General features: G+C 35.3%; 25 protein-coding genes and 1 riboswitch. Of the genes, 22 read left to right on the forward strand and 3 right to left on the reverse strand.

The genetic code is table 11. The features are described 5' to 3' along the window. Nucleotides 1-78 precede the first annotated feature (78 nt). From CS937_RS18060 to CS937_RS18080, 5 genes are all read left to right on the forward strand, one after another. Nucleotides 79-1,101: a hypothetical protein gene (locus CS937_RS18060; protein ID WP_099159854.1), complete on the forward strand. Its 1,023-nt coding sequence runs from the start codon at nt 79-81 to the stop codon at nt 1,099-1,101. A gap of 186 nt (nt 1,102-1,287) precedes the next feature. Beyond that, on the forward strand, nt 1,288-1,728 hold the full coding sequence (locus tag CS937_RS18065) for an IDEAL domain-containing protein (RefSeq protein WP_099159855.1): 441 nt from the start codon (nt 1,288-1,290) through the stop codon (nt 1,726-1,728). Nucleotides 1,729-1,884: 156 nt separating this feature from the next. Next, entirely contained in the window at nt 1,885-2,328 is a 444-nt protein-coding gene (locus tag CS937_RS18070) for an IDEAL domain-containing protein (RefSeq protein ID WP_099159856.1), read from the forward strand. Nucleotides 2,329-2,853: 525 nt separating this feature from the next. Then, a complete protein-coding gene (locus CS937_RS18075; protein WP_099159857.1) occupies nt 2,854-3,417 on the forward strand; it encodes a chromate transporter in 564 nt (187 codons plus the stop codon). Continuing rightward, the gene (locus CS937_RS18080) at nt 3,414-3,941 is read left to right on the forward strand and encodes a chromate transporter (protein ID WP_099159858.1); all 528 of its coding nucleotides are present in this window, start codon (nt 3,414-3,416) and stop codon (nt 3,939-3,941) included. Before CS937_RS18075 ends, CS937_RS18080 begins: the two co-directional genes overlap by 4 nt. A 56-nt stretch (nt 3,942-3,997) precedes the next feature. Here CS937_RS18080 and CS937_RS18085 read toward each other — a convergent pair whose 3' ends face one another. Beyond that, nucleotides 3,998-6,016 carry a penicillin-binding transpeptidase domain-containing protein gene (locus CS937_RS18085; protein WP_099159859.1) on the reverse strand — a complete coding sequence of 673 codons (2,019 nt, stop codon included), beginning with the start codon at nt 6,014-6,016 and terminating at the stop codon, nt 3,998-4,000. A gap of 312 nt (nt 6,017-6,328) precedes the next feature. After that, nucleotides 6,329-6,925: a class D sortase gene (locus tag CS937_RS18090; protein ID WP_099159860.1), complete on the reverse strand. Its 597-nt coding sequence runs from the start codon at nt 6,923-6,925 to the stop codon at nt 6,329-6,331. A 248-nt stretch (nt 6,926-7,173) separates the two neighbouring features. Then, a riboswitch (cyclic di-GMP riboswitch) is annotated at nt 7,174-7,257 on the forward strand. Between the two features lie 23 nt (nt 7,258-7,280). On the opposite strand from CS937_RS18090, the gene CS937_RS18095 reads away from it, so the two are divergent. From CS937_RS18095 to nagB, 9 genes are all read left to right on the forward strand, one after another. Further along, nucleotides 7,281-7,409: an anti-repressor SinI family protein gene (locus CS937_RS18095; protein ID WP_245835800.1), complete on the forward strand. Its 129-nt coding sequence runs from the start codon at nt 7,281-7,283 to the stop codon at nt 7,407-7,409. Nucleotides 7,410-7,491: 82 nt separating this feature from the next. Further along, nucleotides 7,492-7,821, forward strand: a complete 330-nt coding sequence (locus CS937_RS18100) for a helix-turn-helix domain-containing protein (RefSeq protein ID WP_099159861.1) — start codon at nt 7,492-7,494, stop codon at nt 7,819-7,821. 212 nt (nt 7,822-8,033) lie between these two features. Continuing rightward, entirely contained in the window at nt 8,034-8,561 is a 528-nt protein-coding gene (locus tag CS937_RS18105) for an RNA polymerase sigma factor (RefSeq protein WP_099159862.1), read from the forward strand. Beyond that, on the forward strand, nt 8,548-9,582 hold the full coding sequence (locus CS937_RS18110) for an anti sigma factor C-terminal domain-containing protein (protein WP_176555883.1): 1,035 nt from the start codon (nt 8,548-8,550) through the stop codon (nt 9,580-9,582). The genes CS937_RS18105 and CS937_RS18110 overlap by 14 nt, the downstream gene beginning before the upstream one ends. Before the next feature lie 47 nt (nt 9,583-9,629). Continuing rightward, on the forward strand, nt 9,630-10,130 hold the full coding sequence (locus CS937_RS18115) for a VanZ family protein (protein ID WP_099159864.1): 501 nt from the start codon (nt 9,630-9,632) through the stop codon (nt 10,128-10,130). A 142-nt stretch (nt 10,131-10,272) separates the two neighbouring features. Further along, nucleotides 10,273-10,431 (forward strand): hypothetical protein, encoded by a 159-nt coding sequence (locus CS937_RS19590; protein WP_176555884.1) that lies wholly within the window; start codon nt 10,273-10,275, stop codon nt 10,429-10,431. 129 nt (nt 10,432-10,560) lie between these two features. Further along, the gene (gene nagE, locus CS937_RS18120; protein WP_099159865.1) at nt 10,561-12,495 is read left to right on the forward strand and encodes an N-acetylglucosamine-specific PTS transporter subunit IIBC; all 1,935 of its coding nucleotides are present in this window, start codon (nt 10,561-10,563) and stop codon (nt 12,493-12,495) included. A 120-nt stretch (nt 12,496-12,615) separates the two neighbouring features. Next, entirely contained in the window at nt 12,616-13,809 is a 1,194-nt protein-coding gene (gene nagA, locus CS937_RS18125) for an N-acetylglucosamine-6-phosphate deacetylase (protein WP_099159866.1), read from the forward strand. Continuing rightward, complete coding sequence (gene nagB / locus CS937_RS18130) at nt 13,800-14,525, forward strand: glucosamine-6-phosphate deaminase (RefSeq protein WP_099159867.1); 726 nt, start codon at nt 13,800-13,802, stop codon at nt 14,523-14,525. Before nagA ends, nagB begins: the two co-directional genes overlap by 10 nt. Before the next feature lie 68 nt (nt 14,526-14,593). On the opposite strand, the gene CS937_RS18135 is transcribed toward nagB, so the two are convergent. After that, nucleotides 14,594-15,235: a YigZ family protein gene (locus CS937_RS18135; RefSeq protein WP_099159868.1), complete on the reverse strand. Its 642-nt coding sequence runs from the start codon at nt 15,233-15,235 to the stop codon at nt 14,594-14,596. Nucleotides 15,236-15,408: 173 nt separating this feature from the next. Here CS937_RS18135 and CS937_RS18140 point away from each other — a divergent pair, with 173 nt between their 5' ends. The 8 genes from CS937_RS18140 to CS937_RS18175 all read left to right on the forward strand — a co-directional run bounded on the left by CS937_RS18140 (nt 15,409) and on the right by CS937_RS18175 (nt 22,006). Continuing rightward, on the forward strand, nt 15,409-16,551 hold the full coding sequence (locus CS937_RS18140) for a sensor histidine kinase (RefSeq protein ID WP_099159869.1): 1,143 nt from the start codon (nt 15,409-15,411) through the stop codon (nt 16,549-16,551). 153 nt (nt 16,552-16,704) lie between these two features. After that, nucleotides 16,705-17,397 (forward strand): response regulator, encoded by a 693-nt coding sequence (locus CS937_RS18145; protein WP_099159870.1) that lies wholly within the window; start codon nt 16,705-16,707, stop codon nt 17,395-17,397. 176 nt (nt 17,398-17,573) lie between these two features. Beyond that, a complete protein-coding gene (locus CS937_RS18150; protein ID WP_099159871.1) occupies nt 17,574-18,416 on the forward strand; it encodes a DegV family protein in 843 nt (280 codons plus the stop codon). Nucleotides 18,417-18,797: 381 nt separating this feature from the next. Next, the gene (locus CS937_RS18155; RefSeq protein ID WP_245835802.1) at nt 18,798-19,943 is read left to right on the forward strand and encodes an ATP-dependent helicase ComFA; all 1,146 of its coding nucleotides are present in this window, start codon (nt 18,798-18,800) and stop codon (nt 19,941-19,943) included. 1 nt (nt 19,944) lies between these two features. Then, nucleotides 19,945-20,628, forward strand: coding sequence for a ComFC family protein (locus CS937_RS18160; RefSeq protein ID WP_099159872.1), 684 nt, complete (start codon nt 19,945-19,947; stop codon nt 20,626-20,628). A 54-nt stretch (nt 20,629-20,682) separates the two neighbouring features. Next, nucleotides 20,683-21,111 (forward strand): TIGR03826 family flagellar region protein, encoded by a 429-nt coding sequence (locus CS937_RS18165; protein ID WP_099159873.1) that lies wholly within the window; start codon nt 20,683-20,685, stop codon nt 21,109-21,111. A gap of 124 nt (nt 21,112-21,235) precedes the next feature. After that, on the forward strand, nt 21,236-21,502 hold the full coding sequence (gene flgM, locus CS937_RS18170) for a flagellar biosynthesis anti-sigma factor FlgM (protein WP_099159874.1): 267 nt from the start codon (nt 21,236-21,238) through the stop codon (nt 21,500-21,502). Nucleotides 21,503-21,517: 15 nt separating this feature from the next. Further along, nucleotides 21,518-22,006, forward strand: a complete 489-nt coding sequence (locus CS937_RS18175) for a flagellar protein FlgN (RefSeq protein ID WP_099159875.1) — start codon at nt 21,518-21,520, stop codon at nt 22,004-22,006. Nucleotides 22,007-22,018: the final 12 nt, after the last annotated feature.

Raw genomic sequence — 22,018 nt, forward strand, 5'->3', positions numbered from 1 at the left:
TATTAATTTTTCCAACAACACAATTAGGCGAATAACTACATATAGTAATATAAGTCTTATCAAAAGGATGGTACTTATATGAACTTTAATTACTACGTCACTGGTAATACAGCCAAGGGTTTAGTGAATTTCCTGGAATCTAATATAGAAGATATTAAAAAAAAGCTTGTACTTAAACACCCGTCCCAAAAATATAAAACCAAAATAATTAATAAACTTATAAAGAGTTATGAAACCAGCAAGGATATAGAAATTTTATGCAGTCCATTAGGCAATAATTATTTAGACGGTATTATACTGCGTAATAAATCAGTAGCTGTTATGTTTGATTCAATCTCAACTGATATTAATGATGTTATAGAGGTTGATTTTGAACATACTATGAAAAATAGTTTTCATGAAAGTCAGATTCAAAAGTTTTCGCAAGAATCATACACTAACTTCGCAACAGGTCTCAAAATACACGATGACCTTGAAGCTATCTATATTAACGAAATGGATTTCAACCGTGCGGATCAGCTTGCGGAGGAATTCATAGAAAGACTACTTCATAGTTATAAAAAACAAGATTCACCTGGAAAACTTAGACATCGACTTTTTGGCACAAACACAGCGGATGGCGTGGTCAATGTTATTCCACAAATTCTTGATACACTGTCAACAAATTATTTTATCAAAGGTAGAGCCGGTACAGGTAAATCTACTTTCATGAAAAAGATAGCTAACGCATGTATCGATCATGGATTAGATGTGGAGCTTTATCATTGTAGCTTTGATCCAAACAGCATTGATATGGTTTTGGTAAGAGAACTGGATGTTTGCATTTTTGATAGTACCGATCCCCATGAGTTTTTTCCAAAACGTAACGGTGATGAAATTGTTGATTTGTATCGAGAATTGGTTACGCCGGGAACAGATGAAAAATACGAAAAAGAAATTACGGATTTAAACAACCAATACAAATCTTATATGAAAAAAGGGATTGAATGCTTAAAGTCAGCTGGTGTTTATTTAGATAAAATTGAGCAGAAATACATGAATGATATCACTGAAGATGAGATTGAAAAAGCGGTGGCAGACATAATAAATTTAATAGAGTAATAATTTTGCATTGCCGTCAATTTCTTTTTTGGGAAAGAGGCGGCAATAGTTATATTAAGAGTAAGAGTGCTACATAAGTAATGTAAAATGTGATTTTCCAAAATTTACACTTGCTATTTTTTGAAAAGTTATGTAAAATTAATTAACTGAAAATTACGAGTTTAATAAAAAATGGAGGCGGATTGAGTGGTAACTGTAAAAATGTTAAAGCCTTACTATATTAAAGAAGACGATGAATATATTCGTATTGTTTTGGCATACCAATATTTTGCTGTGTTTATCAATAATAAAGTATATCAATTTGTCCCTGTTGAAGCGAAGGAAATTCGTATTAATCGAAAGACGCAAAAGGTAGAAAATATTGAAGCTAAATTTGCTTTTCAAAAGGGCAAGGAGATAATATACATTCCTATGGCTGAACTTGTATCCCTTCCTGATTTTTTAATACAATTACACTCGATAGCTGAACCTTATTATGTACAAGAGAAGAAAAAAACGGTTGAACATGATAATGAAATTGCAATGATTATTGATGAATTAGAACAAAGAAATATAAAACGTTTAATTGACAAAGCACTTGATAAATGGGATGAACAGTCATTTCGTTCCTTAGTAAAATTATTATAAAAAAAGCATCCTATAAGGGTGGTTACCCCCAAAAGGTAGAGTGAAAAATCTAACTTTTGGAGGGCACTACAAAGGGGTGCTTTTTTCCTTGCCAAGGTTTACACCTATTTATTATGGGGAAAAGAAAATAAAATACCCGATGAAAAGGTGACCCAAATGGTGGCTGTAAAGAAATTAAAACCTTATTTTATAAAAGCTGATGAGAACAACGTACGTGTGATTTTAGATTATGAATATTTTTCTTTAATCATTGATAAGGAAGTGTATCATTTTGTGCCATTTAAAGCAAAAGAGATTCTTATCAACAGACAAACAAGAAAAATCGTCAATATGAGTGCAATATTCACTTTTAAAAATGGTGAGGAATTGATACATATTGGAATGCCTGAGCTTGTATTACTTCCTGATTTTTTAATTCAATTACACACCATTGTTGAGCCGTATTATGCGAATAATAATAACGAAAATGATTCACAGTTTACTAAGAAAAGTGTTGTTATTATTGACGAACTGGAACAGCTAAATATAAGAAGACTGATTGACAAAGCATTAGACGAGCGTGATGAAGAATTGTTTTATAAGTTGGTCAAATTGTTATAGGTAAGAAATCCTCTTTTACAATTGCAATGCTACCTATAAATTATTATTTATTTTTCAAATCTATGTTCAATGAAAAGCAATTATTTTACTTAAGATGGTCATCCCTAGGAATAGGATGGCTTTTTTAATGGTGTGAGTTTTTAAGTTACACCAGAATCACCCTAAATTATGGTAATACGATCCGATTAAAGGTGATACGATCCAATTTAAAAAAATACAATCCACTTCGCAAGAAATACGAGCGAAAATTAAATGATACGATCTAAAAACCGTAAAATACGATCCATACTCTCCAATTCCTCCAGTAATGCAGAATTTTAGTCAGATATGGTATAATTTTTTTTATTCTATACATATCAACTGAGGGGAAAACTACAAGGTAATATGGTTTCATTTATTTAGAGTAACTACATGGGTTTTGGATTAGGACTAGTTGTTCACAGGTACAGGGATTTCATTGCAAAATAAAGATCATAATGTTTCAATGAATCCTAGATATCAACAATATAGACAGGAGGGAATCCATTGCAGCAGTGGCATATATTTTTAGCATTTTTCCGAATAGGGATGCTCGGTTATGGTGGAGGCCCTGGCTCTATTCCATTAATACATAAAGAGGTAGTGGATAAATATAATTGGATGAGTGATGAGGACTTTGGTGATTTGCTCGCATTATCGAATACCCTCCCTGGGCCGATTGCAACAAAACTTGCCGGGTACATAGGTCATCAAGTTTCTGGCTTTTGGGGAATGCTTAATGCAATAATTGCTACTACAATCCCCACAATTGTTCTGATGATTGTATTATTGTCATCGCTTTCGAGTATAAAGGATGTAGGATGGGTGGAAGGGATGACCGCGGCTGTTATACCAGTAGTAGGTATGATGCTTGCCGTATTAACATGGCAATTTTTTGATAAAGCAAGAAAAGGTATGGGATGGATGCAGACAATTATGATGTCTGTGATTATTTTTGTGCTTTTCTATTTTATCAATGTACATCCAGGAATTTTAATAGGTGTTCTTTTATTAATGGCATTATGTAAACGGGATAAATCCCCTTCCAATAAAGGGGGGAGTGCTACATGAAATACTGGCATATATTTTTAGCATTTTTTATTCCAGGAATATTAGGGTATGGCGGTGGACCTGCATCAATTCCACTCGTTGAAAATGAAGTAGTTAGGCGTTATGGGTGGATGACAGTGCAGGAATTCAGTGAAATGCTGGCTTTAGCTAATTCACTTCCAGGGCCAATAGCGACAAAGCTTGCAGGGTATATAGGATATACAGAAGGTGGAATTCTTGGCTCGGTGATTGGACTAGTGGCTGCAGTTGCCCCATCGCTCATTATTATGATCCTGTTACTTGGTGTTCTGTATAAATTTAAAGATTCACCAAAGGTTAAGCGGTTAACTTTGTATGTTAGACCTGTCATTGCGATATTGCTTGGTGTGATGGCTTGGCGATTTTTCCAAGAATCATATGAAGGAATTGGATTATGGCAAATGCTTTTAATAACTATCTCGAGTTTCTTACTAATCGAGCGAATGAAGGTACATCCAGCATTTGTAATTGGAATAACACTTGTATATGGGGCATTATTTTTGTAGCTAGATAAAAAAGCGGAATCTTACCTAAACAAGGAGAGATTCCGCTTTTATTTATATTACCGAATAGCTTTAAAAATGTCTGTTGCTTTTTCAACTGTATAGTGACTCCCACCTCTATCCTCAGTATGCTCAATCATCATTGCAATTAAAATATCCTGTTCTTCAGTAGGATAGGCGACAAACCAGCCATTTTCTTGACCAGATTCTTCACCCGCTTTTTTTAGTTCAGCAGTACCTGTTTTACCAGATAACGGAACACCTGCCCCATCTGCTGAATGTGCGGTTCCTTTTGGTGAAGTTACTACTTTTCTTAACGCATCTTGAATGAATGTTACTTGGTCATTTGTAATAAGACCTTCTTTCCAAATTTGTCCAGTTTCTTCCGTAGTAAGCAAAGTTGGTTTAAGCATATTTCCATCGTTTAAGAATGTTGTAAATGTCATGGCAAGATGTAGAGCGCTCATCTGCATTTGGCCTTGGCCATAGCTTGTGTCTGCTAGTAAAACTTCATCATTGATTGTTCCATCATTAGAAATAGTCGATTTTTCAATTGGATATTCAAACGGCATACCATCTCCACCAAATCCGAATTGCTGTAGACCACTAACAAGTGCTTCAGAGCCCATTTCAATTCCTTTCATCGCAAAGTAGATATTATCAGATCTGATTAAAGCATCCATTATATCTACAGGACCGTCTGATTCAGAAACACGGCGTACTTTATAGTTTCCCCAACCTTCACCATTACTCCATGTTAATCCGTTAATTTCAACACCTTCACCAGGAACAATACTACCATTCTGTAATCCAATTGAAGTTGTTACTGGTTTAATTACTGAACCAGGTACAAATGTGGCTGAAAAACGGTTAATGGTCGGCTGTTGCGGATCGTTTTCCATCGCGTCCCAATCTGGTGATCCATAGAGAATTTCATTTGGGTCGAATGCTGGACTACTGACTAGAGCTAATGTTTCACCTGTTTTTGGGTTAATCGCTGCCGTCGTTCCGGCATCTTTACCATATGATTCAAATATTTTTTTCTGTAGTTCGGCATCAATGGTTGTGACGACATCCTCTCCGTTTTTAACAGGTTTTTCCGCAAGTACAACATCTTCATTGCCTTCCTTGGAAACGACGATTTTAATGCCTTTTTGACCTTTCAATTGTTTTTCATATAATTGTTCTAAGCCACGATAACCAATCATATCGTTTGCTGAATACATACCTGGTTCTTGTTTTTCTAATTGTTCTGCGGTAATTTTTCCAATGTAGCCGACTAAATGTGCTGTTGCTTTACCGTATGGATAAATACGACCAGTTACCTCACGCTTAGTTATACCAGATACTTCTGAAAGCTGGCTTATAACTTTTTCCTTCGTTGTCGGTATCTTTGTAATTGGGACAAACAAGTTTGGCTCGACCCAATTGGCACTCAATTTTTCATCAATATTTTCAACTGAGATACCTGTTATTTCAGATATTTTCTTTTTCATCTGTTCAGGATCATCACCAAGTCTTTCAGGTACAATCCCAATTTCATATACAATATCGTTCTTAGCTAATGCTTGTTGGTTTCGATCAAAAATTTCTCCTCTTTTCGGTGATTCTGTTTGAAATCTTATTTCGCCACCATCTTTAATTGCCGGAAAAATGAATCCAGGGTCCCATTGGACATACCAATTTTTGTTATCTTCCTCACCCTCCTGGATCAAGGTTGCTTGATAGTCAAATGAAATTGGCCCAGCAATCGTTTGCATCTCTACAGAAAATGGAAATGTTGCTTTCCCTTCATCCATTGCACTTTTTAAAGATTCTTCGTCCAATTTCTCATAGGTGACTTTTAAATCAGATACTCCTAGATCACTATAGATCTTTTTATAACGATCCACGAATTCCTCAGTTGGATAGGCGTCTGTGGATTTCTTCGTAAGTGTATCGTACATTTTACTGAATTCTTGGTTGTTCCATTGCTTCACGTATGTGTCAAAACGTTCTTGAGGTGTCGCTTCGTCATCTGAACAAGCTGCTAGAAATAAGAATAGCAGTATGGATAAACCTGTCATTATTTTTTTCATATGATCCCCCTCGATCTTGTAAAAATCTATCCTTATCATATCATTTTTCCCTCGCAAAGAAATAGGAAAAGCCACTCTGAAATTATATGCAGAATGACTCTTCTGTAGTATTAGTTAGCCTTCATATGATTCTTAATGTCAGTTTGAATACGATTCATCTCCGAGTTAGGAACGATATAATACCAAACGCCATCGATCATATCTCCACTTCCGCTATTTTCTGTTCTCGATTTTACAGGTATTCTCACCTAGTAAAAAAATAGTACATCTTGGCTAGAGTATAACCAACTACTTGTCCTTCGTTTTTGTAATTTATTTATGCTCTATCGGTAGTGCTGTGATAATGTAACGATCCGGTGCGTTACCAATATAAGAAAATGGATAACAAGTTGTGACGGTTAAAACTTCTTTTGGAGCGGTTGATTTAATAACCGTTCGATCATCAGCATCTACTACTTTTGTATCAACAATTTCATATGAAAAATCGCCATATGGTAACTTCACCGTCAATATATCACCTATTACTAATTCCCCCATGCGGCGGAATACTGTATCGCGATGACCTGATAAAACAATTTGATCTTTTTGTAACGGATAAGCAGTTCCTTTATAATGTCCAACACCCTTGGCAAGATCGTCTTCGTCCGTCCCTTCGACAATAGGTAGATCTGCATCTAATCGAGGAATATGTAAAATCCCTACTGTGTCACCAGTCGATGGGCTATATGTTTTAGCTGTTTCTACCACAGTAGTAGACGATTTTTGATGGGCAGAAGTTTCATTTGTTAACAAAGCCTCAGCTTCGGCTAAACTATTCTTTTGTGCTTCATTCGTTTTGACTAATTCATACCCACCAAAGCTTATAAAAATTAGTCCAATCATAACAAGCAGTATGGATAATTTTTTCACCGCATTCGCTCCTAATTAATTAGTTATATCTATTATATAGATAATTAGTGATATTTAAAACAGTGGGATGTTTTAAAATAATTTTAACACTCGTGAATAAATGGTATAAAATACTCATAATATAGTAATGATTAGTTTAAATTATCATTATAATAGTAATTTTACAAAACTAGTTCTATTCTGACAAAACAAGACACCCACATTCCGCTCTTAATATAGTATAGTAGACTTATAACGTATCTATATTCCTCAGAAAAGGGCTAACTTATTGAAAAGTGGGGGCGCAAAATCACAGGTCTAAGGCACTAGGCTATGACGGCTGGTTTACCTGAAAGTTTAAAATGGGGGACGGATGATGACAAAAGTGGTAAAAAAGACTGTTCTTGATAATGAGTGGATCAATTTAATGAAGGAGGCAAAAACAATCGGTTTAACTGTTGAGGAAATCCGATTGTTTTTAATACAGGTGCAAAAAAGCGATTAAAATTTTTTTGAAGAAGTTGTGCTATATATAGAACCATGCACCATTTTGTGATATAATCTTCATAGAAAGAAGGTGTGTGGACTTGATCGGTGAAAAAATTAAACAAATACGCCAAGATAAGAAGATGTCGATGTCCGAACTTGCAGAAAAAGCTGGTGTAGCTAAGTCCTATTTAAGTTCCATTGAACGAAACCTTCAAACAAATCCATCGATACAGTTTATTGAAAAAATTGGAGCTGTGTTGGGTGTTTCTGTAAACGAATTGATTCGTGAAGATAGTATGAGGCAAGCAGAGGACCAGCTAGATGATGAGTGGTTAAAGATCGTTCAAGAAGCAATGGGATCTGGAGTATCTAAAGAGCAATTTAAAGAGTACCTTGAATTTAATAAGTGGAGAAATAAACAAGGATAAGTAGATAGAAACTTTAAACCGTGTAGCTATTGGGCTTGCGGTTTTTTTATGTGGAAAAAGATTACTCTCGACACGTACTTATCAACTAATAGATAATATGCAGTGTTTGAAAAAGCAACATTCTTTTAGAAAAAAAGCCTTTTATTTTGTATAAATAATTTGTAACAAAATCGTGATTCCATCGTTTTAATAAAGAGGGAGGTGGGGGCTGATTGAAAAAATATATATTTTCGGAGTTGTTTGAGCAATATCAGCAACCACTTTTTAGCTATTTATTACAAATGAGTAGAAATAAGCAAGTGGCAGAAGAGCTCCTACAGGAAACGTTTTACCGTGCGATGATATCACTAAAGGTAAAAAATATTGTTCAAGCTAAAGCGTGGCTATTCAAAGTGGCACGTAATCTTTATATAGACTCAACCAGAAAATTAAAATCCGAACAAAGGATGATGGATCGAGTGCAAATGGAACTAACTACAGTTAGTAACATAGGAAACCCAGAGGCTGCTCTAGAACAAAAATCAAGACAGGAGCACATTGAGCAGATATTGGAAATGTTGCCAGAGCGGATGCAAACGATTATTTATTTACGAGAAATACAGGCATTTACATATAAGGAGTTAGCTGCGGCAATGGATCTAACTGAAAGTCAGGTTAAAGTAATATTACATCGGGCGAGGGCTAAATTTCGTTACTATGATCAGATACTTGAAGGAGGGAACAGAAATGAGGAAAGATAATGTTATAGATGAATGGAACGAGGACGAGTTAGAGAGTTTTGACAAAAAGAAAGCAAAAAAATTAGTATGGCGAACGAGACTCTCGATTAGTTTTACCGTTATTAGAACAATTTGCATAATTGGTTTTCTCTATCTTTTATACATCATTCCTGTTTCAGTATTTTATGATATGTCAGGTAAGCAGGCTGAATTTGATCGTCTTGTAACTACATTGGTAGAATCACGGATTCCTGGGGTATCAGTTGATAAAACGCTTTTGGGAAGGACTGCTGAAATAAATCCTCTCTTAACACAACATACAACGCTTACCTTATACCGAAATGTAGGTGAATGGGATGTTGTTATCGGTGAGGTTGAAGCGAAAAAGCGTTTGTTTGGTAAAGTGAACTATTCAATACATTATGAAAAAGAATATTTACATGATAATAATTCCTATAATTTCGCAGTTGCACCGGACTTATTAGGGAAAAGTGTGTCTAACGATAATTCAAAAAATAGTCAAACGCTTTGGAAGCAACTAGAAAAGATTGAAGATGGTTATGTAGCACAGGTGCATTTTTCTACCAAAAAAGGAATGGATCCAGAAGAATTACTTTCTATATTAAGTAATTATGATCTTCGTGTTCTGCAATTACCTGTCTATGCTGGGGAAATAAATGCAATTGATGTCGGATACGGGAGAGCGGGTCAATTTACGTTTGTTTCATCGTTATTGTTACGTCCGATGCAATCATTTGATAAAGAAAATAGAATTTCTTCGTATAATAATTCTCTTAGAAGTGTTGATCTGCGAGAGTCAATTGATCAATTTTACAAGAATATCAAGTGGCTTGTGAAAAACGGTGCTTACCATGGAAAAGAGATTGATAAAAAACGATTAGCTTTTTTGCAGGAAAATGGTATGAAAGTATTTGGTGCAACAATTACTGGACCGATACGTGAAATTGAAAAATTACAAAATGAGAAGTTATTTCATCAATATTATCTTGATGGTATTGAGGTTTGGAATTGGGATAATTAACGATTGCTTTTTATACTTCTAACCTTTATGTTTAAATTGGTGATTTAATGCGAAAATATATATACTGGGGTTTGCCAATTGTCTGGATGGGTGTCATTTTTTATTCGTCAGCTCAGCCATATGAAGATCAGGACATCAAACCCCTTTTATCGGATACGATAGATCTTTCATTCTTAATTCCTTTATTTGATTGGGTTTCATTTACCTATCATCATTCTGAAGTAAGTGTTGATGCGTTAGGGATTGCTGGATTCATAGAATTCTTTGTTCGTAAAGGCGCGCATTTTACTGTATTTTTTATTTTAGCTTGTTTATTTATTATAGCGATTGTAAAATCAATAGAAATAAACTATAAACGAACCTTGTTTATCTCATTTTTGTTAACTGTTTCATATGCTGGAGTAGATGAATTTCATCAAGGATTCACAGCAAATCGAACACCATATGTAGGAGACGTTTTGCTTGATGCTTTTGGAGCCGCAACTGCATGTTTACTGTTTTTTTGGTGGATTATAAAATTTGGATATCGAACGACAAAAACTGAATAAAAGTAACGTATTCTATCAACAAGAATAAAATTATAGTAGAAAAATCTAGTAAATAACAAATTACGACAACATTTACAAATAGTCTATGGTATGATTGTATTGGGTCTATGGAATTAGGTTAAATTAAAGGCGGTAATAAGAAATGGGAGAGCAAGAACGTTACAAAAAAATGTTAAAAAAAATGATTGATGAAACGGAGAATTTTAAAATTCAGTCATCTGAAGAACTAATTCAAGCATTGATTTATGAACTGAAAGAAAGTAGTTCATTAACTAGGAATATAAACGTACAATCAAAATAGTAATAAAAAATAAAAACTACATTTCCGCATTTTCGTTGGAAATGTAGTTTTTTGTGTTTGTATCACTCATTTAAGGGTATAATTCCTGAGAGAATTAAGCACTTTAACAATAAGAAAGGAGTGTTTAATGTGCTAGGTTATTTACAACGGCTAGGAAAGTCATTGATGCTTCCAATCGCAATGCTTCCTGCAGCTGCCTTATTGGTTCGGCTTGGTGCGGAGGATGTATTTGATATCCCGTTTGTTTCTGATGCGGGAAATGGTATTTTAGGTCATTTAGGAATTATTTTTGCTATTGGAATTGCTATTGGATTTTCAAAGGATGGGAATGGTGCAGCTGCCTTATCAGGTGCTGTTGGATTTCTAGTTCTTGAAGGCGGATACAAGGCAATCAATGATGAGCTTGAACTAGGTGTATTTGCAGGTATAATTGCTGGTATTGCAGCAGGTCATTTGTATAATAGATTTCATGATATCCAGCTACCTGAATTTTTGGCGTTCTTCGGCGGAAAAAGGTTTGTTCCAATTGTTACATCACTTGTTATGGTGGTGGCATCTGGAATTATCGGTCTTTTTTGGGGACCAGTACAAGATGGAATAAATGCATTAGGTACTTGGTTTATCAATGCTGGAGCTGCTGGGGTAGGATCATATGGTTTCTTTAACCGATTGTTAATTCCAATTGGATTGCACCACGTTCTTAATACGTTAATTTGGTTTGATTTTGGAACCTTTGTCGATCAAGCTGGTGAAGTGTGGCATGGGGAAATTAACCGTTTCTTAAATGGCGATCCAACTGCCGGATTCTTTATGGCAGGTTTCTTCCCAATAATGATGTTTGGCTTGCCTGGAGCTTGTTTGGCAATGTATATGACAGCGAAAAAGCATCGTAAAGCAGCAGTAGGTGGGTTTTTAGGTAGTATTGCATTTACATCATTTCTAACGGGGATTACTGAACCAATTGAGTATTCATTTATGTTTTTGTCACCACTATTATATGTGGTACATGCTATTTTGTCAGGGCTATCAATGATGATAGCATTTTGGTTTGATATACGACATGGATTTGGTTTTTCTGCAGGTTTTATTGATTACTTTATTAACTTTGGACTAGCACAACGACCTTGGCTCTTATTACTTCAAGGAATAGTATTTGGGGCCATCTATTTTATGTTTTTTTATTTCCTCATTAAAAAACTTGATTTAAAAACACCAGGACGTGAGGATGAAGATGAGGAATACATTGAAGAAAATGAACAAACTGGTTTACCTAAGCGTGGTAAAGGTACGAAGGATTATGATGGAAAAGCATACTATTATTTAACAGCTTTAGGTGGTCCAGATAATATTCAAACACTTGATTATTGTGCAACACGGCTACGTCTGCAAATAAATAATATGGATAAAGTTGACGAAAAAGCGTTAAAACGTCAAGGTGCACATGGTGTAATGAGAGTAAATAAAAGAAACTTACAGGTTGTAGTAGGTACAACAGTTGAATTTCTTGCAACTGCAATGCGAAAAAGAATGGATCGAGACGATATGAAAGCGCCTGTTGACGAACAAGGATCGAATGAATCATCTACCGAAAATGTAGCGAATAATTTATCTAGTGATGATTTCGTTATGCCTGTTAAAGGAGAAATCTTCAGTATCACGGATGTTCCTGACCAAGTATTTTCTCAAAAGATGATGGGTGACGGTTTTGCTGTTGATCCAGAAGATGGCACATTTGTATCGCCAGTGGATGGAGAAATTTTAAATGTCTTCCCAACGAAACATGCTGTTGGTATTCGTTCAGAGCAAGGGTATGAAATCTTAGTTCATATTGGTTTAGATACTGTAAAGCTTGAAGGACAAGGATTTGATGTTTATGTAAAAGAAGGGGACAACGTAAAAAAAGGTGATACGCTTGTAAAAGTAGATTTACATTATATTAAAGAAAATGCAGATTCAACTATTTCACCAATTGTATTCACAAATTTAGGTGAAAACGAAGTAGTAAAAATAAAACAGAACGGTAGAGTGATGGCTGGAACTAAAAATATAATTGATATTGAGTAAACGAGTAGTGCTAGTGTTATTAGAATAGACACTAGCTCTTTCAGCTTTTAAACTTTCGAATGATATGCTACCTTTAATATGAAAACATTTGTTTGTACACATAGAAAGGAACGATGGGGCATGGGTAAATCTACTTCACTATACATAAAAAATGTAAACATTTACACGGAAGAAAAAGTCATAGCAGGTGGAGCACTGCTTATTGAAAATGATCATATAAAAGCTATTTATAATGTAAATGAATTGCCATCACGTTTACTTGGGAACACGGAAATAATGGACGGGAAAAATAAAAACGTAATACCCGGTTTTATTGATGGTCATATTCATGGAGCAAATGGTGCCGATGTGATGGATGCAACTGAAGAGGCTATTGATACAATGGCTACTGCTTTGGCGAAAGAAGGTACAACAAGCTTTCTTGCAACTACGATTACCCAGTCACCAGAGAATATTGACAAGGCTTTGAAAAATATTGCTTCGTATAATAGTAAACCGGGACAAGCGGAAGTCTTAGGAGTTCACTTAGAAGGTCCGTTTATTGAAAAAAGCAAAAATGGTGCTCAACCGCTAGAATACATCATGGAGCCAAATATAGAACAGTTCAAAAGATGGCAAGTATTGTCAGGGGATAAAATTAGAACGATTACAATGGCACCTGAACACGATCAAGATGGGTCGTTTATACAATTTCTTTATAAGTCAGGTATAAATGTTTCTGCTGGACATACATCTGCGGGATTTGTGGACATAAAGAAGGCAGTCTCCTATGGTGTAAGACAAGTGACGCATATTTGTAATGCCATGTCTGGAATTCATCATCGAGATATTGGAGTCGTTGGCGCAGCCTTTCAATTAGAACAATTACGAGCTGAATTAATTACAGACGGCATACATGTGACAACAGAAATGATGCAATTACTATACAATAATATCGGAAGCGAAAGATTACTATTAATAACTGATGCAATGCGGGCAAAATGTTTACAGGCAGGAAATTATGAATTTGGTGGACAAAATGTATCAGTAACGAAAGATAGAGCAGTTTTAGATGATGGTACTTTAGCAGGAAGCATCTTAAAAATGTATCAAGGGGCACAGAATATGCTAGGGTTAGCTGGTGTTACAATCAGGAGCATCATTGAGATGGCTTCAGTCAATCCTGCGAAACAGATTGGTGTATTTGATAAGAAGGGAAGTATAGCAGTTGGTAAGGATGCCGATATTTTATTGGTAGATAATGCATTGAATATTCACTATACAATTTGTCGCGGATCAATTTCATACAGGGGGGGACAAGTTGAATGGAGATAATTAAAGTAAAAGACTACCAGGAGATGAGCAATGAAGCTTGTTCATTAATAGTTGAAAACATTAAAGAAAAACCAAAATCAGTGCTAGGACTGGCAACAGGTTCAACACCTGAAGGGCTGTACCAGCAATTAATAAGAAAATATCAGCAAAAAGAAGTATCTTTTCAGCAAGCATTAACATTTAACTTAGATGAATATGTTGGCATTACAATCGATGACCCTAATAGCTATTATTACTTTATGAACGAAAAACTGTTCAATCATATTGATATTCAAAAGAGTAATACGTACATTCCTAATGGTATGGTCGATAATTTGGACAAAGAATGTCATGATTATGAGCAGTTAATCCGACATGCAAAATATATTGATATTCAATTGTTGGGATTAGGATTGAATGGACATATTGGGTTTAATGAACCAGGGACTTCTTTTTCAAGTAGAACCCACATAGTTGATTTAGATGAATCCACACGAAAGGCAAATGCACGTTTTTTTGATTCACTGAATGAAGTTCCAACAAAAGCAATTACAATGGGAATCGACACAATTATGGAGAGTAAAAAAATTGTGTTACTGGTTTCGGGTGAGAAAAAGGCAGATGCCGTTACAAGACTAGTTAATGGAGCCGTTTCGGAAGAATTTCCTGCATCAATTTTACAAAAACATAATAACGTCATTGTAATTGCGGATGAAGCGGCTCTTAAGAAAATGTGAAGAAATAGGATAAAAATAATTCCACCAATGGAGGAGAATTGACTCTGTTGGTGGAATACATAAAGGACTTAGTTTTTTTTAGTATCGATTTCAATGTATGTTACATCCTTGTTTAAAATTGTTGCTTGATTGCTTGTCAGGTCAACAATCCAATCATGAAAACTTTGTTCTTGACCATTTTGTACATAAACTAGTAATTCAACTTTTTCAAGATAATCAATTTTAGACAATATGTAATCCGAATTTCGTATTTCATTTTCAAGCTTTCCAAGCATTGTGTAGTCAACTGTAACAGATATACCTTGCATCAATTGTCTTTTTACAACACCGGTTGCCTCGATTGCCTGTGATGTTGCACTGCCATATGCACGAATTAATCCACCTGCACCTAGTTTAACTCCACCAAAGTATCTAGTAACAACAACGGCCGTATCTTTTAATGCTTGTTTTTTTAAGACTTCTAATATTGGAACACCAGCAGTACCACTAGGTTCTCCATCGTCATTTGCCTTTTGGATTTGGTCGTGTTCGCCAATAATATATGCTGAACAATTGTGATTTGCATCATGATGCTTCTTCTTGATTTCTTGAATAAAAGCTTGAGCAGCTTCTTCCGTTTCAACACGTCTAACATATCCGATAAATCGTGACTTTTGTATGATGAACTGATTCGAACCGTCTTGTTTAATGGTATAATAATTTGATAACATGTTGCATTTAACCTCCTAAACTAACATTATAGTATATATACTTAATATAAAAGTCTAACATGATTACGAATTTCCTACAGTTAAAGGATAAACTTTCCTATAAGTATGCTAAAAGACCCTATAAAAAAATACAACTATTACGAATGAATATAGCAATAGGTTGGTGAAAGACGATGGCAGTAAAGACTTCCGAAAAAGCACTAGATAGTATTATTGATGAGATGATTGATGTTGTGGAACATAGTAAGGACGAGATTTTTAACATCAGTGAAGAAGCTAGAAAAGATTACGAGCGACTACTAAAAGAGCTGACGGAGACAAAAGAGAGCGTAATAAAGCATATTAATGACGGGGATCAGCTAGAACAGAAAGTAAGGTTTTCAAGACAACGACTATCAGAAGTTAGTAAATTTTTCGATCGCTATTCGGAAAATGAAATAAGAGAAGTGTATGAACGAACACATAAAATGCAAACAGAATTAGCGATGCTCAGGCAAGAAGAAAAAGGTTTACGTGAAAAAAGGGATGAACTTGAAAGAAGATTAATCTCGTTAGATCAAACGATCGAGCGTGCTGAAGGGCTTGCCAGTAAAATATCTGTTATTCTCACCTATCTAAACGACGATTTTAGGCAAGTAAATGAAATGATTGAAGAAGCAAAAGAAAAACAGGAATTTGGTTTGAAAATTATTGAAGCACAAGAAGACGAACGTCGGAAAATTTCAAGAGAAATTCATGACGGTCCAGCACAAATGCTTGCTAATATTTTACTTCGATCAGAGCTTGTTGATCGAACCTTTCGAGAGGGAAGTATTGAAGATGCTGTCAAAGAAATTAAAAGTGTGCGCCGCATGATTCGTTCATCATTATATGAGGTTCGTCGGATAATCTATGATTTACGTCCGATGGCACTTGATGATTTAGGGTTAGTTCCAACCATAAAAAAATACTTAAGTACGATTGAAGACTATAATAAAACGAAAATTGAGTTTGTATCAATGGGAAGTGAAAAGCGTTTAAATCAAAAGTATGAAATTGCCTTTTTCCGTTTAGTACAGGAATCTGTGCAAAATGCTATTAAACACGCTAGTGCTACATTAATTAATGTGAAATTAGAAATTGGAAAAAAACGTATTGTCATGACAATTAAGGATAATGGCAAAGGCTTTGATCCAGCGATGAAAAGAGATAAATCGTTTGGTTTAATGGGGATGAGGGAACGTGTCGAGATGTTAGAAGGTACATTAACAATTGATTCCATTATCGATGAAGGTACAACAATACTTATTAGCGTTCCTTACACTAGTGATGACTAAAAGCCCATAATTATGAATAAATAAACACGACTAAAGTCTTGTTTATTATTATTTACTGTTTGTCGATATATAAATAAACTATAATTAAATTAAATCATGTAATAGGGTAATAGATAAATAGAAACAGAATTTGACGCAGGAGGAACAAAAACAATGAATAAAACAAAACTCACGAAAATTGTATTAGTTGACGACCATAAGTTATTTCGAGAAGGTGTTAAACGTATTTTGGAATTTGAACCATCGTTTGAGGTTGTTGCAGAAGGTGATGATGGTAGTGTAGCATCAGAACTTGTTAAGCTGCATGAACCAGATGTTGTTCTAATGGATATTAATATGCCAAACATTAATGGCGTTCAAGCTACAGCAGATCTTGTAGAGAACTATCCAGATGCACATGTTATTATCCTATCAATTCATGACGATGAAAGCTATGTAACCCACGCATTGAAAACGGGTGCACGTGGTTATTTATTAAAAGAAATGGATTCTGATTCACTGATTGAAGCTATTAAAGTTGTTAGTGAAGGTGGATCATACTTACATCCAAAAGTAACCCATAATCTAGTTCAGGAGTATCGCCGTTTGGCAAAGGAAAATACAGCTGGAATAGCAGAATATGGTATTGAATATCGTAAACCACTTCACTTATTAACAAGACGAGAATGTGAAGTACTTCAACTGCTTGCAGAAGGGAAAAGTAACCGTGCTGTTTCCGAATCGCTTTATATCAGTGAAAAAACAGTGAAAAACCATGTAAGTAATATTCTTCAAAAGATGAATGTTAATGACCGTACGCAAGCTGTTGTGTCAGCAATTCGTAAAGGCTGGGTAGAGGTTTTATAATATAAAGAATAAAGACTTTGTAATTTTTGTTCCTAAAATTTTGTTAAGCTAGATAATATACTCTGATCCTTTTCTGGGTCAGAGTTTTTTCATATATGACACCTTAAATTATAATGCATTTTTTCCTATGTTCATGTAAAATAAAATAGAGTAAAGAAGTAGAGGAGAAGGTAATAATGAAAGTTGCTGTAATGATGGACAGCACGGCATATATGCCGAAAAATTTGCGGAAAAAATATAACATTCATATGGTTCCTTTAAGTGTAGTATTTGGGGACACATCTTATCAGGAAGAAGTCGATATTACTTCAGAGGAATTTTATGAAAAAGTTAAGCAGTCGGAGAATCTACCTAAGACTTCACAGCCATCGATTGGGTATATTACAAATAAATTAGAAGAACTTGCAAACGATTATGAGGCGGTAATTTCCATACATCTTTCTAGCGGAATTAGCGGAACCTATCAGGCCGTAATCAGTGCAGGGAACATGGTGGACGGAATAACTATTTATCCTTTCGATTCAGAGCTTAGTGCAATGGCACAAGGTTTTTATGTAATCGAAGCGGCAGAAATGGTTCAAAAAAATAAGACCCCAGAAGCAATAATTGATCGACTAAATGAAATGAAACAAAGCATGCGAGCTTATTTTATGGTTGATGATTTAAAGAATCTGCACCGCGGTGGTCGCTTAAATAGTGCACAGGCAATTGTTGGGAGTTTACTGCAGGTAAAACCAGTACTTTATTTCTCTGAAAAAGTAATCGTACCATTTGAAAAAATACGGACACGAAAAAAAGCGTTAAATCGAATCATAGGATTACTTGAAGATGATATTGAGCAGGGAAAGGATCTAAGAGTAGTTTTTATTCATGCTAATTGTGAACAAGCTGCCTTGGACTTACAACAGCAAGTAAAAGAAAAATATCCAAATCTTGATAGTATGATCAGCTATTTTGGTCCAGTAATTGGGACCCATTTGGGTGAAGGGGCTATTGGTGTAGCTTGGTATGCTAAATAGCAATTATATTAATTTTATTGTAGCTGCCAGTCAAGCCCCACTGGCAGCCCTTAACTTACAAAATGAGGAGGGTGAAATAATGTGTTTAACGTGCAATCACCTCAACTAAATACTCCAATTCACGAAAATAAAGTACTAAATAAAAGTGAATTATCCTATCTTTTTTCTGGGAAGTTGTTACTTAGAAAAGAAATCCCATTAACTGAAGAGCAATTCCAAGAACTAATTTCCTCTAGTTGCTTCACTCCTATTCCTTCAATCAAAAAGAAACTTTTTCAGCCTCAATGTCAGCGTTGTGGAAACGTAAAGCACTCATTATTCGCCACTATCCCCTGCCAATCTTGTAAAACAACTCATTTGTATTGTCGAAAGTGTATTGAAATGGGGAGAATTATAGAATGTGAGCCACTTTATTTTTGGAACGGTCCCAATGTCAATTGGCCGATTCATGAAAGTCCCTGTTCATGGAGCGGACAGCTAACTGATGATCAACAACGAGCAGCTGACCGTATATCTACAGCAATCGTAACGAACGAAAAAGAGATGCTAGTTTGGGCTGTATGTGGTGCGGGAAAAACAGAGATGCTCTTTCCAGGGATAACGGAGGCTCTTCGACTAGGAAAACGAATTTGTTTAGCAACACCTAGAGCTGATGTAGTACGTGAACTCCAGCCTCGTCTAGAGCAGGCATTTTCTGAAGTCTCTATCCAAGCATTATACGGTGGCAGTGAGGAAAAGAAAGCCACTGCTCAATTTATCATAGCGACAACCCATCAACTCCTCCGGTTTAAACAAGCATTTGATGTCATGATTATTGACGAAATAGATGCTTTTCCCTATCATGCTGATCCTTCTTTACCTTTTTCTGCCAATCGGGCAATAAAAAAGGATGGAACAAACATTTATTTGACTGCTACGCCACGCCAAAAACACCGCATACAAATTGCCAGGAAAAAACTTCCACATATCTTTGTTCCAATTCGATTTCATGGTCGTCCTTTACCTGTACCGATTTTTAAAATGTGTTCTTCTCTAAAGAAGGACTTGAAAAAAAGTCTTCCACCAAAGGCATTTTTTAAGTGGTATAAACAGCGGGAGCGTCCTGAGCGACAATTATTATTTTTTGTACCCACAATCACATTAGCTGAGAAGATGAAAGCAGAATTGACAATCCGTTTACTTAACGAAGGGTTAATTAAGAAAGAATCTGAAATAGTCTTCGTTCACGCGTCAGATCAAGACCGTACAGAAAAAGTAAATCAATTTAGGCAAAAGAAAATGTCAATTTTAATAACAACAACGATACTTGAACGTGGCGTTACATTTCCATCCGTGGATGTAGTTATTGTTGATGCCGGGAACAGGATATTTGATGAAGCTGCACTAGTTCAAATTGCTGGAAGAGCTGGAAGAAGTCCTAATGATCCTACTGGTGATGTATTATTTTTCCACGATGGAAAAACAGAGGCAATGGTACAAGCGGTCAAGTCTATAATAGCTATGAACAAGCGAGGAGGGTTTCGGTAGTATGCATTGTTTATGGTGTGATCAAGTAATAATTCCAGAAATGAGCTGGAGCAACATTTTTTTCTTAGATAAACCGAAAAATCTTTGTGATGTTTGTGAAAGTAAATTGGAAAAATTGACAGGCAAACGTTGTAAACGATGTAGCAGATTGAGTGATACAGCTGAATGTAATGATTGCATGTGGTGGGACAAACATCTTAAAGGACAGGATTCCTTAAACAGCAATTACTCGGTTTTTGCCTATAATTCCTACATGCAGGAAATAATAGCTAAATGGAAATATCGTGGAGATTATCAATTAGGAGATTCTTTCCAACAACTTTTTAGAAATGTATTTCTTCAACATTTTACTTCACTACCTAAAGAAGCTGTGGCAATACCGATTCCATTAAGTGTTGAAAGAATGAAGGATCGAAAGTTTAACCAAGCTAGGGTTTTAGCTGACTTTTTACCATTAAAAAGCATAGAAATAATAACGCGGACTGATAGCGAAAAGCAATCAAAAAAAACACGACAGGAACGTCTTTCTACAAAAAATCCGTTTTCAATCACTGAAACAGTTAACAAGCCAGTCATTCTTGTCGATGATATATATACAACAGGCACAACATTAAGGCATGCTGCGACTCTCTTAAAGGAGAATGGATGCCCTCTTGTGTACGCATATACATTGATTCGTGGGTAAAAACATTGAAGGTATGTATGTTATCATTAAAGAAGAAAATAAGGGGAATGTTAAATGGCTGAATTAGCGAATTGCAATAGATGTGATGCAGTTTTTGTTAAAAGCATCCGTGATATTTGCCAAAACTGTTATAGAGAAGAAGAAAATGCATTTGAACGAGTATACAGTTTTTTACGTCAACGAAAAAATAGAGAAGCAACATTAATGGAGATTGTTGAAGCAACAGAGGTTGAGGAAGACCTAATCATAAAATTTATTAAAGAAAAACGACTAAGAACCTCACAATTCCCGAAGCTTGCTTATCCATGTGAACAATGTGGAAAAAACATTACAAGCGGAAAGCTATGCTCGACATGCTCACAAGATCTTTTGAACGATTTAGAGAAGCATGAACAAATAGAGAAACGAGTAAATGAACACAAAGAAAAGGATAAGGAAACACATATTTATTATTCAATCGAAAAACGTAAGGATAAATTTTGATGTTTCGTCTATAAACCTTTAAATTTAACTATATTCTACCGATAATAATATTGACTAGAAAATAGATATGATGATCGTGCTTAAAGTAGGTATGTGTGAAGTAAAAGGAAAGGTGATTTTTAGGATGAAAATACATGGTCCAAATCAAACGAATTTTAATCCATATAAAAACAATATGCAAAAGCAGACAGATTTAAAAAAGGGTACAAACCAACAGGATCAATTGCAAATATCTAATCAGGCAAAAAGATTACAAGAAAACGTTAAACCAAATGCTGAACGTGCCGCATATGTTCAAGATATTAAAAAAGCGGTTGAATCTGGTGAGTATCAAGTAAACCCTGAAAAAACTGCACAGAAAATGATTGCATTCTGGACGAAGCATTTATAGGAGGAGGACGAAATTTTGTCCGTTCAAAATATAATTCAATCACTTGAAAAATTGGTGACGTTACATGAATCCTTATTAGTAGTATCAAAGCAAAAAACGGAAGTAATTAAAGAGGGTTCTGTGGAGAAGCTGCAGCCATTGCTTATAAAGGAACGAAAGCATGTGCAGGTTCTTGAGCAAGCTGAAGTTAAACGACAGCAGGAAGTAGACAAATGGTTTACACATCAGAAAATTTCTAAGGAGAATGCAACAATAACTGGAATTCTAGAGGTTATTTTGGATGTAGATGAACGGAATGAGTTAGAAAAAAAAACGATTACCCTTACAAAGGTGATAACTAGTTTAAAGCAACAGGAACAGCTTAACCAAGCATTAATACAACAATCGATGCAATTTATCCAGCTATCTTTAGATATGATGAATCCTTCTATTAAAAATATGAATTACGGGAATAAAGAGGGAACAGACACGGAAAAAAGATCCGTGTTTGATTCGAAAGCATAATAGTATCGTTTT

This window comes from Virgibacillus ndiopensis (genome assembly GCF_900187325.1).
GTDB lineage: Bacteria > Bacillota > Bacilli > Bacillales > Amphibacillaceae > Virgibacillus_E > Virgibacillus_E ndiopensis.